The following is a 13,022-nucleotide window of genomic DNA, read 5'->3' on the forward strand; positions in this document are numbered from 1 at the left end:
ATGAAATTCAAGTAACTGACCGTCAAAATTAAATTAAAAATATCTTTAGGAAGTGTACCCTTAAATCTTTTAGATAATATTATGTAAACTCAATATTTTTTTGAATTATTCGTAAATTGCAAGCCATAATTTCAATATATTTTCAGAATGACTCAACAATCCTCATATAGCCCAAAGCATCCTATTCGCGTGGTAACCGCCGCATCGCTTTTTGATGGGCACGATGCGTCTATTAATATTATGCGCAGGATTATTCAGGCCACCGGGGTGGAGGTGATTCATTTGGGCCATGACAGAAGTGTTGAGGAAGTTGTAAATACCGCCATTCAAGAAGATGTAAACGCCATTTGCATGACTTCGTATCAAGGCGGACACAATGAGTATTTTAAATATATGTTTGACCTTCTGAATGAACGAGGTGCGGGCCATATCAAAATCTTCGGTGGAGGCGGTGGTGTGATTCTACCATCCGAAATAAAGGATTTAATGGATTATGGAATCGCCAGGATTTATTCCCCTGATGATGGAAGAGCTATGGGGCTTCAGGGAATGATTAATGACTTAGTTGAAAAGTCAGATGTTCCCCTTCCTGAAATTGATAGTAAAAATGATATTCTAGAATCTCTAGGTCAAAAGGATTCCAAAACCATTGCTAGGTTAATTTCACTTGCGGAAAATGACAACAAAGAGTATAAGGATATTTTTAACCGTTTGAGTAAGAATTCCTCCCCTAAGCGGAGTCCTGATAGCTATCGGGAAGGAGGGGCTTCGGTTTTGGGCATTACAGGAACTGGTGGCGCCGGAAAATCCAGTTTGGTGGATGAACTAGTGAGACGTTTTCTGATTGATTTTCCAGAAAAAACCTTAGGTATAATTTCCGTTGATCCTTCAAAACGTAAGACAGGTGGAGCTTTGTTGGGCGATAGAATTCGAATGAATGCTATCAATAATGAAAGGGTGTACATGCGCAGTTTGGCCACGCGCCAATCCAATTTGGCTTTGTCGAAACATGTTGGGGAGGCCATAGAAGTGTTAAAACACGCGGATTTTGATTTGATTATTTTGGAAACATCAGGCATTGGGCAAAGTGATACGGAAATTATTGAGCATTCCGATGTATCGCTTTACGTAATGACACCAGAATTTGGTGCGGCTACCCAATTGGAAAAAATTGACATGTTGGATTTTGCCGATTTAGTAGCTATCAACAAGTTTGATAAACGTGGAGCAAAAGATGCATTGCGAGATGTGAAAAAGCAGTATATGCGAAACAATAACCTGTGGGATACACCGCAGGAGGATTTGCCGGTTTTTGGTACCATCGCATCGCAATTTAATGACCCAGGGATGAATGCGCTTTACAGGGCAGTGATGGATACTTTAGTTGAAAAGGCAAGTGCGTATTTAAAATCCTCGTTTGAGGTTTCCAATGAAATGAGCGAGAAAATTTTCGTGATACCTCCTTCCAGAACACGCTATCTGTCCGAAATCGCTGAAAGTAACAGGGCCTATGATAACAACGTTGCAGAGCAGGTTGAAATCGCCCAAAGGCTTTATGGAATTTTTAAAACTATTGAATCCGTCCTTAATATTAAAGATAATGAAGCGAAGCGATCTTTTCTAGTCAAAAATGGACTAAATGAAAATGAGATTCTTCGCTTTGCTCTGAATGACAAAGGGCATGTCATTCCGACAGAAGGAGGTACGACTGACGAGGAATCTCAGAAACGACTAATAAATCTGTTGTTAAAAGAATTCGACAGGGCAAAAATGAATTTAAGCCCTCACAATTGGGACATGATTTTGGGGTGGGAAGATAAAGTCAATCGTTATAAAAACCTTGAGTACACCTTTAAGGTTCGAGATAAAGAAATTAAAATTGAAACGCATACGGAATCTTTGTCTCATACAAAAATTCCTAAGGTAGCTCTGCCAAAATACCAAGCTTGGGGTGATATTTTAAGATGGAGTTTACAGGAAAATGTACCAGGGGAGTTCCCTTATACTTCTGGATTATATCCATTTAAAAGAACGGGGGAGGATCCTGCTCGAATGTTTGCTGGAGAAGGTGGGCCAGAGCGAACCAATAAGCGTTTTCACTATGTAAGTGCTAGTATGCCGGCCAAACGTTTGTCCACTGCTTTTGATAGCGTAACATTATACGGCCACGACCCAGACAATCGCCCAGATATTTATGGAAAAATTGGTAACGCAGGGGTATCTATTTGTTGTTTGGATGATGCCAAAAAACTGTACTCAGGTTTTAATTTGGCAGATCCGATGACTTCTGTAAGCATGACCATCAATGGGCCCGCACCCATGTTACTCGGGTTTTTTATGAATGCGGCTATCGACCAGCAATGTGAAATTTACATAAAGGAAAAAGGCCTTGAAGAGGAGGTTACTTCTAAAATTGAAAGTATTTACAAAGGCAAGGAACGTCCAAAATACAATGGTGAATTGCCTGAAGGTAATGATGGCTTAGGCTTGATGTTATTGGGTGTAACTGGAGACCAGGTTTTACCTAATGGTGTTTATGAGGACATAAAAAAGAAAACCGTTTCGCAAGTAAGGGGGACGGTCCAGGCTGATATTCTAAAAGAAGACCAAGCTCAAAATACTTGTATTTTTTCTACGGAATTTGCACTTAAATTAATGGGTGATGTTCAGGAGTATTTTATTGACCACAATATTCGAAATTTTTACTCGGTATCTATTTCAGGGTATCATATTGCTGAGGCCGGAGCAAACCCTATAACCCAATTGGCGTTGACCTTGTCCAATGGTTTCACTTACGTAGAATATTATTTGAGTAGGGGGATGGACATCAATCAATTTGGGCCAAACCTATCCTTCTTTTTCTCGAATGGTATTGACCCAGAATATGCCGTAATTGGTAGAGTGGCCCGAAGGATTTGGGCAAAGGCAATGAAAGACAAATATGCATCAAACCCGAGGGCTCAGATGTTGAAGTACCATATTCAAACCTCGGGAAGGAGTTTGCATGCCCAAGAAATTGATTTTAATGACATCCGAACTACGCTTCAGGCGCTGTACGCGATTTATGATAATTGCAATTCCCTTCACACCAATGCCTATGATGAGGCGATCACTACTCCGACCGAGGAATCCGTTCGCCGTGCCATGGCTATTCAATTGATTATTAATAAGGAATTGGGGCTAGCTAAAAATGAGAATCCCATCCAAGGGGCTTTTATCATTGAAGAATTGACGGATTTAGTGGAGGAAGCAGTGTTGGTAGAATTCGATAGAATTACTGAACGCGGAGGTGTTTTAGGTGCAATGGAAACGATGTATCAGCGTTCAAAAATCCAAGAGGAAAGTCTGTATTATGAAACGTTGAAACACAGTGGTAAGTTTCCAATTGTTGGGGTCAATACCTTTTTAAGCAGTAAGGGATCACCAACAGTTTTGCCTGCGGAAGTGATTCGGGCCACCGAGGATGAAAAGCAGCTTCAAATCCAAACTTTGGAACATCTTCGTAAAGCAAATAATACTGAGGAACTGCTCAAAAACCTTCAAAATAAAGCTGTTCAAAATGAAAATATTTTTGAAACACTGATGGAGGTTTGCAAAGTGTGCTCTCTTGGCCAAATCACTAAAGCATTATTCGAGGTTGGAGGGCAGTATCGGAGGAATATGTAAATTCTTGGTTATTCTGGTATTTTGAACGCAACCTTTTCGTAGCTAAGTCATCTTTAAGAAACAAAATAGGTTAAAAATGAAAAGTATTCTGCATTTATTCCTGATCGCGTTATCTATGGCCTGCACCTCAGATGGTGGCCGGCCAAATTCAGATAATGAACTCATTGGAAAATGGAAATTGATAGAGCAATTGGTCGATCCTGGTGATGGGAGCGGTACGTTTCAATCTATTGAAAGTGAAAGAATGATACAGTTTTTTAGTGATGGTACCGTTGAAATTAACGGTGTCCTTTGTTTTATGTCAAGTGAGGTGGGAGATGCTGAAATGGGGACTTATGAAATCACCGGTGATAATACCGCAGATACAACATATGAAGGAGAAATTATTCCAAACACATGCAGTTCACGTTCGGCCAAGGTGTTTTTTAACTTGCCTTTGGATGGTAATTTGATTTTATGGTATTTATGTATTGAACCTTGCGGTCAAAAATTCGAGAAAGTTGACTAGCTTAAAGCGTCAACATCCAGTTGTGCTGTAACTTTTTGAATTTCTTTAATTCTCGTCTTAAAACGGGTAAAAAGTCTTTACCGTTGCTGTTGCTTTTTTCTAGTCGATAAGAATTTTTGTAAAGTGTATTGGTCAGTCGCCTTAAAGAAGCAACATGTCTATGCTTGCGTTCTGAATAGCGTTCACGCTCAGCACTTTCGATTTCAGGTGCCAATGATACAGACTGTTGCACGATGTCTCCAGTAAAATAAATATGTGTGTCTTCTGAACCATCTTCTTTTAAGGAAGATAGGTCCTCATTTAAGTACGAAGAGATGCTTTGAGACAGGGTAAAAATCTCGATAGCTTTTTGATAAATCGGTAATTCCGATAGATTTACTGGGGTTTTATGGCTCATGACACAAAATTTCTTAGCAATTACCCAAAATTAACCACAAGAAATGAGATTCAACTTTAATATTTAAAGTAATTCCTTATTTTTGCTTTAGCTTTTATGTTTTTGGTAGTAAATAATATTAAGATGCACATCGACGAACTTAATTCTAAAATTTTAAAATGTTTGCAGGACAATGCAAGGCAGTCCAATGCCGAAATTGGAAGACAAGTGGGCATTAGTTCGCCAGCCGTATCAGAGCGTATCAAAAAAATGGAGGACTTGGGAATTATAGAGGGCTATAAAGCGTTGGTTTCCCCCTTTGAAATTGGTTATCAACTCAAGGCCATAATCACCTTGCGCGCCTTTATGGGGAAACTAAAACCTTTTTTAGAAAAGGTAAAAACCTTTGATGAAGTAGTAAATTGCTACCGCATAACTGGTGATGAGAATATTGTTATGGAAGTGGTGCTTAAAAATCAAAAGCATTTGGAGGCTTTTATTGATAACCTCATTATTTATGGTGAATCTAAAACGCAGATTGTGCTGTCTCGTGTGGTAAAGCAAAACTCAATAAAGGCTACAAAATAGTTTATAAGCCTTCGAAGTCGTCCTGGTTGAACGGAATATCATCATCGGGGTCCTTATCATCATAGTTTACTCCAGGCGGGTTGAACAATCCCCAGCGGTCAATTATATAATTCCAGCAATCAAAAGTTTTTACCCATTCTGCAAATAGTACTCGAAACTCGTCCACTTCCTGTCGCAACAAATCCAAATATTCAATGTCCTTAAAACCGTGCATTTCTATGCCGCGCGCGTCGGTAATCAATTCACGTGCGGCCTTTCGAATAATGGCCGCATTTTCCATTCTGATATCATAAAGCATATCATCATCGGCCGCACCAGCAATTTTAGCCGGGATGATTAGGGAGTTTTCCCTCATATAGCTCAAATTGTTTTTTAGCATTTCGGCCTCGATATTGTGCTCAAAATCAATATCCGTATTTTCAACACTTTCAATGATATGTTCAACCAATTTTTGCATGGCCCTAGCTTTATTAAATATCGGTAGTTTTTCCAATTTATCCATCATAACATGACTATGTCTTAAATACGCCAAGGTGGATTCCTTCTGTTATCACCGGCGAAATATAATATAATGTGGTTCCCATCAGGGTCATTCAAACTGGCTTCCCGCCAAAGCCAAAGTTGATCTTCGGGCAGACTTTCAAAAGCAATGCCTTTTTCCTGAAGTTGAGCCACCAATTCATCTAAATCCTCATCTTCAAAGTAGATAGAAACACCAGTTCCTTTTGGCAGTTCCTCTACCAAATGAATAGAAAACGTTGCACTGCCATTGGGGCATTCAAAACGAGCGTACTTTGGTAGGGCTTCAACAATTAATTTTAAGCCTAAGGTTTTATAAAAACGAATGGCTTTTTCAACATTTAAAGACGGAACGGAAATTTGATTTAGATTCATAACTCAACTAACAAATGTTGATTCAATGTGCTCAGTAATTTGTTTAGCATGGATTCGGCTATTTTCAATAAACCATTTATGGGTTTCCATGCCACCGCAAATCACACCAGCCAAATACACGCCCTCAATATTACTTTCCATAGTCTCTTTGTTGTATTCTGGAAGCTTCTTTTCATCAGAAGACAAAGTGATTCCTATTTGGTTTAGCAGTTCAAAATTCGGTTTGTATCCCGTCAGTGCCACAACATAATCGTTGGGGATGGCCTTTAAACCTTCGGGCATTCTAAATGTGAGCTCGTCCTCCTTTATTTCTGTGATTTGAGCATTAAAAAATGCCTTAATACTGCCTTCTTCAATGCGGTTGATGATATCCGGGCGTACCCAATATTTAACGCGTTCGCCAATTGCTTCACCCCGAATAATCATAGTAACATTCCCGCCTTTGCGCCAAATTTCCAAAGCGGCATCAACGGAGGAATTGCTTGCTCCGACAACAACGATATTCTGCATGGCATAAGGATGGGCCTCTTTATAATAATGGGTGACCTTTGGTAAATCTTCACCAGGAACGTTCAATAAATTCGGGATATCATAAAAGCCAGTAGCCAAAATGAGCTTCTTCCCTTTATATGAAGATTTATCGGTAGTTACGACAATATAATCCGCTTTCTTTTCAAGGGATAAAACCGTTTCATATAAATTGATGTTGATGCTATTTGAAGTGGCAACCCGTCGATAATATTCCAAAGCTTCATCACGATTGGGTTTCGGATTTTTGCTAATAAATGGGATGCCATCAATTTCCAGCTTTTCAGAAGTGGAAAAGAAGGTCATGTTCTTCGGATAGTTGAAAAGAGAGTTGGTCAACGCTCCCTTTTCAATTATCAGATACTCCCAGTTTCTTTTTTTACATTCAAGCGCGCAAGCAATCCCAATGGGCCCTCCGCCAATAATTATGACATCTTTCATTTCAACAATTTCTTTTCACTTCTTAAGTGGTTCTTCAAAAAGAACAATAAAAATACACAAATAGCACCTATTGCGGTAATGATGTACCAAGTATTGTCATAGTCCAGGTCCGCCACCATTTCCATTCCTATTTTATGACTAAAAATGTGGGATAGCGAAAATGAAATGGTGTACAATGCCATATATTCGCCTTGATTACCTTTACTTGCCCGCTCATAAGCAAAAGCATTTGAAAATGGAAAAGCTATCATTTCTCCTATGGTCATTAGCGCCATTCCGATAATCAAAATACCAGTCCAATGCGTAAAATTAAGTACCAAAAAGCTTAATGCAGTTAAAAAAGTTCCCATTAAAATCAATGTGATTTTCGACCATCCAGTTTTTTCTAGCCAACTGATGAGAGGCATTTCTAAAAGGAAAATTACAAATCCGTTCATCCCCATAAGCAGTCCTATTTCAATCTCGCTCAATACATGCCTGTCCCTGTAATACAAAGGCATTGTTGAGAAATACTGCAAAAAGATAAAGCCGAACAAAAACATGGAAACCAGAAATATCATAAAGGATTTATCTGCATATGCCGATTGGGGATGCTCAACTTTAATGGCATCCTGAACTTTTGATTTTCGCGGATTTAAAACCATCACAAGCAAAATGGTAGCCAAAATACAAGTAATACCATCCACCCAAAACAGTCCACCGTAGCCAATGGAGGCAATAATGAGACCACCTACGGCAGGCCCTGCAGAGAACCCTAAATTAATGGCCAATCGGATGAGCGTAACACTTCGTGTTTTATTCTCCGGTTTGCTATAGGCACTCATGGCCACGAACATTGCCGGGCGGAACATATCGGCAACTACCATCACCAAAAAAATCCCAAGGCACAGCGCATAAAACGTATGCAGAAACTGCAAAGCGATAAATAAGATACCCGTACTAATCAAACTTCTCACCATCACTTTGTAGTAACCGATAACATCCGTTAGCTTACCGCCCAACCATGAACCGACAACCGAACCCAACCCAAAACAGGCCATAACCGTTCCCACATTACTTAGCGTAAAATCCAAGTCTTCGGTTAAATACAAAGACAAAAAGGGAATAACCATGGTTCCGGCCCGATTAATCAATGTGATTAAGGCCAGCCACCAAACTTCCCGCGAAAGGCCGTTAAATGTGTTTAGGTAATTGTTAAAAAGTTTTCCCATGGGTTCTAATAGTTACGTCATTCCTACGTGTCACACTGAGCGCAGTCGAAGTGCAGGCAGGAACTTTGTTGGTTAATTTTTTATGTCATATTTTGTTTTTGTTAATTACACACCCTTAATCCCCTCTTTTTATAGGGGAAACTGTGGCGCAAAAAAAAGTCCGACGGCGAAGTCGGACTTTAATATATCTGTAAACGTTTTTGCTACAACATCACAATACATCACAAGTCCAACTCCCTTCCATTAAAGAAGCGGTCCATTGTTTTTTACAAATTGTGACGTAATGACGCATGTTTTCTATTTTGAATAGCTCAAAGCTAGGGAAATTTTGCTGAAGTTGTATTTTTACCCTGATAATTTTTTACTATGCTACTATCAAGCTTTAAATATTTTGGGCGTTACCACGCTAAGGCGTGGTCGGGCTTTCCGTTATATCTTTTTAAAACAGCACGCCCCCAACGTCATTGCGAACATAGTGAAGCAATCTCCTTAACCAAAGCAGATTACTTCGTCGTTCCTCCTCGTAATGACGGTAAATTTGCCAAAGTTTTAAAAAGGATGCCACTGCAATCCCTAACGCGGGCCTACCAGCCAACCAAGTTCAAACACCTCATTTCAGTACTACTTGTGGTGGTGTTGTCATCCACAAGCTGTGCCCAAAAGAAACGCCCCATAAAAGGTGAAACCGAATTTCAGCGCGAATTGAATGCCTCTTATAAAGATGCCTCAACCTCCCCTTTAAAAAAGAAAGACCTTAAAAACTTTGATGGATTGGACTTCTTCAAGTTCGATTCCACTTATGTGGTAACCGCCAATTTTAAACGAACCCCAAATGAGAAACCGTTTAAAATGAAAACCACCACGGACAGGCTGCCCGAGTACGTAAAATATGGCGAACTCACTTTCGATTTAAAAGGTGAAACCTTTACTCTAAATATCTATCAAAACCAAGGGTTGATTAAAACAGAAGGCTATGAAAACTACCTGTTTTTGCCATTTTTGGACGAAACCAACGGCTTGGAAAGTTATGGAGGTGGGCGCTATATTGATGTGAGAATTCCGGAAAGTGATATGATGGTAATTGATTTTAATTCGGCCTATAACCCGTATTGTGCTTACAATGATAAATATTCTTGCCCCATTGTACCTCGCATGAATTATTTAAAGACTCGGGTAGAGGCGGGGGTGAAGTTTTTTGGGAAGCATTGATTTAATGATTTCGTTTAACGTCTTCGTGTATGGTTAGTTTCGTAAAAGAACGTGCGTTTTTTTCCGCTGTATTGTTTTTTCTTAAAGGCAGGAATTTTTCTTTTGCTTAACCAACTGAGCCATTAACTATACACTTTGTAGGCAATAGTTTTACTTTTCTTAAATGGATTTGGGTTTAATATTTTGATTATTACTAAAAAAATTATTTGGGTCGTATTTTCTTTTTACTTTTTGTAGGCGTTCATAATTTGAACCAAATGATGTCTTAACTTTATTGTCATCGTCTATATCCAAAAAATTGCTATAAGTGTCCCCAGATGCAAAAGGTTTCATTTTTTCATAAAGTTCACGTATCCAATTGATATTGTTTTTATCATTATCTTTTTCAATCCAACCTCCCCAAATTCCTAAAATATAAGATGCAGAGCGTTGTGGGAATGCGGTTTCATTTTTTTTAATTCTATTTATAGCACCTCCAAATGGGTCAAAACCAGCTATAGTAAAAACTCCTGGTACATTTTTTGTGTGATTTACAAAAACATCTATAGCATCATCTGAGAGTGTTTCAAAAAAATGAGATTTCCAATAATATCGCATTCCAGTTGGCATACCATCATCAAAGGTCGTTTGAACTTCTAAAAAAGGTGTAGGTGCAATTACTCGAAGCATTGGGTTACCATAGTTTTCCAACCCTTCCATAGCTTTTTTACCAGATTCAATATCTTTTGAATAAACAGCCAATATAAAAACAGATAATTTTCCTTGAATTTCTTCAGGAAAAGGTTCTATTGGTGGTATTCTAACAACCATTGCCGAAGTCGCCAATTCATCAGGTGCATTTTTTGAAAATGAGGTGTAAAATCTCAATACATCTTTTGCATCTTCAATAGGATAAAATATTTTTGCCACCATAATTTCAGGACCAACTTCATAACATTTAAATTTAAACGATGTTATAATACCAAAATTTCCTCCTCCTCCTCGTAATGCCCAAAACAAATCTGAATTTTCAGAATCACTTGCCTTAATTAATTCTCCATTGACAGTAACAAGTTCAACTGAAATTAAATTATCTGAAGTTAGTCCATACGTACGACCCAAATAACCATATCCTCCACCGAGTGTTAAACCTGCAATTCCAGTTTTTGAAACAATGCCAACTGGTGTAGCAAGACCAAATTTTTGAGTTTCTTTGTCTAAATCGCCAATAGTCGCGCCTGATTGAATAGTGACTGTTTTATCTTTTGGATTGACTTCAACAGAGTTCATTTGTGAAAGATTAATCATTAGTCCATTATCGCATACTGATTTTCCAGCAACACTATGTCCTCCGCCTTTAACAGTAATTTCAATCTTTTGATGATGAGCGAATTTTATACAATTAATAATATCATTTGCATTATTACACATTGCTATCATAGCCGGTTTTTTGTTTATCATGCCATTCCAAACAGAACGAACAGTATCATATTGAGGGTTGGAAGGAAGAACAAGGTCTTGACTTAAGGTTTGCGAAAATTCTTGAATTGTTGTTGAACTTATCATGATTTTTACATTTAGTTTTCCAAGTTAGAATTTTGGTCGGTTGAAGATAGTTCTTCAACGGTTTGATATATTTCATTTGGCTTTTTTGAGTTTTCAAGAAATAAACCAAATTCTTTTGAGAATGATTGTTTTCTAAAACTCCACCATTCTTTAATCCCTTGTTTATGAAAGTATGAAATCATTGTGTTTTTATGACTTTCCCAAAGCCAACCCTCAAAAACTTTCATTTTATTTTGATAGAACATATTTTCCCAATGTCTATATAATTGAATAAATAAAAAATTTGCTGTTCGCTTATCGTCATTATTCATTGAATTCCAAGATTCTGCTCCAAGTTCTAAAAGTTTACCTAAACGCTCATGTTCTACAAGTTGCTTAAGAAATTCAATATTAGAGTTATTTAAAGAGTCATAAAAATTTGCCTTGACTGCATCTGTGTTTTTTTTAATTTGAAAGGCAAGAAACACTACAGAAAGTACAACGGCAATAGCACTAACTAAATTAATTATGATTTCGACTGTATTCATTTTTCCTAAATTATTGTCAATGTAACCACGGATATGCGTCGTTCTTTAATGGCTTATATCCGACATTAAACGAAGTTAGATGTTTTTCTGGCAAAGTCAAGGATTACCTCACCAAAAACATCCCCGCAAAAACCGCCAAAAACCCAATTACAAAACTAGCTATAGTGTACAACGCAAAACTGGTAAAATCGCCGGCTTTTAAAAACACATGGTTTTCATAAGCAAAGGTAGAAAAGGTAGTAAAGCCACCGCAAAAGCCTGTGGTCAATAATAGGGTTTGGCTTTGGGTCAGCGTATCATTTTTAGAGGCTAAGCCTAGGATAACTCCAATCAATAAACTCCCTAAAATATTGGCTAAAAATGTCCCGTACGGAATGCCACTTTCGGCACTGTTTAAATATTTACCAATGATATAGCGCAATACACTGCCAACACCACCGCCTAAAAACACCAGTAAAAACTGCTTCATTTATTTTACGGCCATATAAATTTCAGTGACCCACTCCGCTGGGTTGGGCTGGGACATAGGGTCCGTAAGATACACTTCTAGCATTGGGCCATCAGCAGTAAATTCCATCCCATTATCCTGAACATATTTCATTCCGGTTTCCCAAGCTTCCTTTAAGTTATCGTAATTGCCTTTGAGGGTAGTCTTAACAGCTTTAAAAGGTTTTAATTGTCCGGTTAAAATATCGGCTTCTGAGGTTATTACTTTTTCCGTAGTAGGCACGCAACAGGAAAACATAGTTGAATTGTTTTTTTCATCCCATTTGTGATAATATGTAAACGGAGCACCCGCCATTTTGATGTTGTTTTCCATCGCGTACTGGCCTACTTTTGGCATCATTTCCTGCATTTTGTTGGACAATTCACTAATCTTGCAAGAAGTTGTATTATAGAGATAATATCCGCCTCCGTGTTGTGCCACACCATCCACATTTACAGTATATTTTTTCATATCGGCAACCACCACGCTATCCAGTTTAAACAAACCTCTTTCAAAATCGGGACCCGTCATATCCTCAATAGACCCCGCAAACGTAGTAAACATTTTCGTCATAAAATCCTGCTCGCCCTTCATGTTCCAAGTTACTTTTGTGCCTTCATCGGTATCCTCGAAGGTCCAGTTGATATCAGATTCGGATTCAAAAGGTTTTATAAACTGTATGTGCTGCTCGATAGCTTCGCCTTCTCTAACCCCTTTTGTCGTCATACTGCCTTCACCAAGTATCTCGCCATTCCAGCCATAATTACCATCAACTCCAGAAGTTTTATCGCCATACGTCAAGGTTGCGGAAGGTTCTTGCTCAATCCAAGGCGAAAAACTCGGCCAGTTTTTAAAATCATTTACCTTGTTAAAAACCAAAGATTTAGGCGCTTTAATCACTCTGCTTCTTGAAAAATCAAATTCATTCGGTTGCACTGCAATATAAATAGCCAAACCGATCACAACGATCAGTAATAGGAATAGAATATACTTTAAGACTTTCATGTTTTTTGATTTTGAAAATTAGATGAATCAAATATAA

The 13,022-nt window shown here is 38.3% G+C and carries 13 protein-coding genes; 4 read left to right on the top strand and 9 right to left on the bottom strand.

The window, feature by feature from the left end; all coding sequences use genetic code 11:
- Window positions 1–147: 147 nt before the first annotated feature.
- Both H7U19_RS10310 and H7U19_RS10315 read left to right on the top strand, forming a co-directional pair.
- Window positions 148–3,666, top strand: a complete 3,519-nt coding sequence (locus tag H7U19_RS10310) for a methylmalonyl-CoA mutase family protein (RefSeq protein WP_186562029.1) — start codon at window positions 148–150, stop codon at window positions 3,664–3,666.
- 76 nt (window positions 3,667–3,742) lie between these two features.
- Window positions 3,743–4,174, top strand: coding sequence for a hypothetical protein (locus H7U19_RS10315; RefSeq protein ID WP_186562031.1), 432 nt, complete (start codon window positions 3,743–3,745; stop codon window positions 4,172–4,174).
- A gap of 1 nt (window position 4,175) precedes the next feature.
- On the opposite strand, the gene H7U19_RS10320 is transcribed toward H7U19_RS10315, so the two are convergent.
- A complete protein-coding gene (locus tag H7U19_RS10320) occupies window positions 4,176–4,571 on the bottom strand; it encodes a hypothetical protein (protein WP_186562033.1) in 396 nt (131 codons plus the stop codon).
- A gap of 123 nt (window positions 4,572–4,694) precedes the next feature.
- Between H7U19_RS10320 and H7U19_RS10325 the strand changes: the two genes are divergently transcribed.
- A complete protein-coding gene (locus tag H7U19_RS10325; protein ID WP_186562035.1) occupies window positions 4,695–5,138 on the top strand; it encodes an Lrp/AsnC family transcriptional regulator in 444 nt (147 codons plus the stop codon).
- A 1-nt stretch (window position 5,139) separates the two neighbouring features.
- Here H7U19_RS10325 and H7U19_RS10330 read toward each other — a convergent pair whose 3' ends face one another.
- The 4 genes from H7U19_RS10330 to H7U19_RS10345 are packed head-to-tail and all read right to left on the bottom strand — an operon-like array spanning window position 5,140 to window position 8,212.
- Complete coding sequence (locus tag H7U19_RS10330) at window positions 5,140–5,643, bottom strand: hypothetical protein (protein ID WP_186562037.1); 504 nt, start codon at window positions 5,641–5,643, stop codon at window positions 5,140–5,142.
- Between the two features lie 14 nt (window positions 5,644–5,657).
- Window positions 5,658–6,032: a VOC family protein gene (locus H7U19_RS10335; protein ID WP_186562039.1), complete on the bottom strand. Its 375-nt coding sequence runs from the start codon at window positions 6,030–6,032 to the stop codon at window positions 5,658–5,660.
- Window positions 6,033–6,035: 3 nt separating this feature from the next.
- Window positions 6,036–7,001, bottom strand: coding sequence for a YpdA family putative bacillithiol disulfide reductase (locus tag H7U19_RS10340; RefSeq protein WP_186562041.1), 966 nt, complete (start codon window positions 6,999–7,001; stop codon window positions 6,036–6,038).
- Window positions 6,998–8,212 (bottom strand): MDR family MFS transporter, encoded by a 1,215-nt coding sequence (locus H7U19_RS10345; RefSeq protein WP_186562043.1) that lies wholly within the window; start codon window positions 8,210–8,212, stop codon window positions 6,998–7,000. Before H7U19_RS10345 ends, H7U19_RS10340 begins: the two co-directional genes overlap by 4 nt.
- A 366-nt stretch (window positions 8,213–8,578) precedes the next feature.
- Between H7U19_RS10345 and H7U19_RS10350 the strand changes: the two genes are divergently transcribed.
- Complete coding sequence (locus H7U19_RS10350; RefSeq protein ID WP_343069092.1) at window positions 8,579–9,421, top strand: DUF1684 domain-containing protein; 843 nt, start codon at window positions 8,579–8,581, stop codon at window positions 9,419–9,421.
- 159 nt (window positions 9,422–9,580) lie between these two features.
- On the opposite strand, the gene H7U19_RS10355 is transcribed toward H7U19_RS10350, so the two are convergent.
- From H7U19_RS10355 to H7U19_RS10370, 4 genes are all read right to left on the bottom strand, one after another.
- Window positions 9,581–10,966 (bottom strand): FAD-binding oxidoreductase, encoded by a 1,386-nt coding sequence (locus tag H7U19_RS10355; RefSeq protein WP_186562045.1) that lies wholly within the window; start codon window positions 10,964–10,966, stop codon window positions 9,581–9,583.
- Between the two features lie 11 nt (window positions 10,967–10,977).
- On the bottom strand, window positions 10,978–11,493 hold the full coding sequence (locus H7U19_RS10360; RefSeq protein ID WP_186562047.1) for a hypothetical protein: 516 nt from the start codon (window positions 11,491–11,493) through the stop codon (window positions 10,978–10,980).
- Window positions 11,494–11,596: 103 nt separating this feature from the next.
- Window positions 11,597–11,962, bottom strand: coding sequence for a fluoride efflux transporter CrcB (gene crcB / locus H7U19_RS10365; protein ID WP_186562049.1), 366 nt, complete (start codon window positions 11,960–11,962; stop codon window positions 11,597–11,599).
- A complete protein-coding gene (locus tag H7U19_RS10370; RefSeq protein ID WP_186562051.1) occupies window positions 11,963–12,985 on the bottom strand; it encodes an SRPBCC family protein in 1,023 nt (340 codons plus the stop codon).
- Between the last annotated feature and the right edge of the window lie 37 nt (window positions 12,986–13,022).

Origin of the sequence: Hyunsoonleella aquatilis (genome assembly GCF_014270105.1) — a bacterium.
In the GTDB taxonomy this organism is placed as follows: domain Bacteria; phylum Bacteroidota; class Bacteroidia; order Flavobacteriales; family Flavobacteriaceae; genus Jejuia; species Jejuia aquatilis.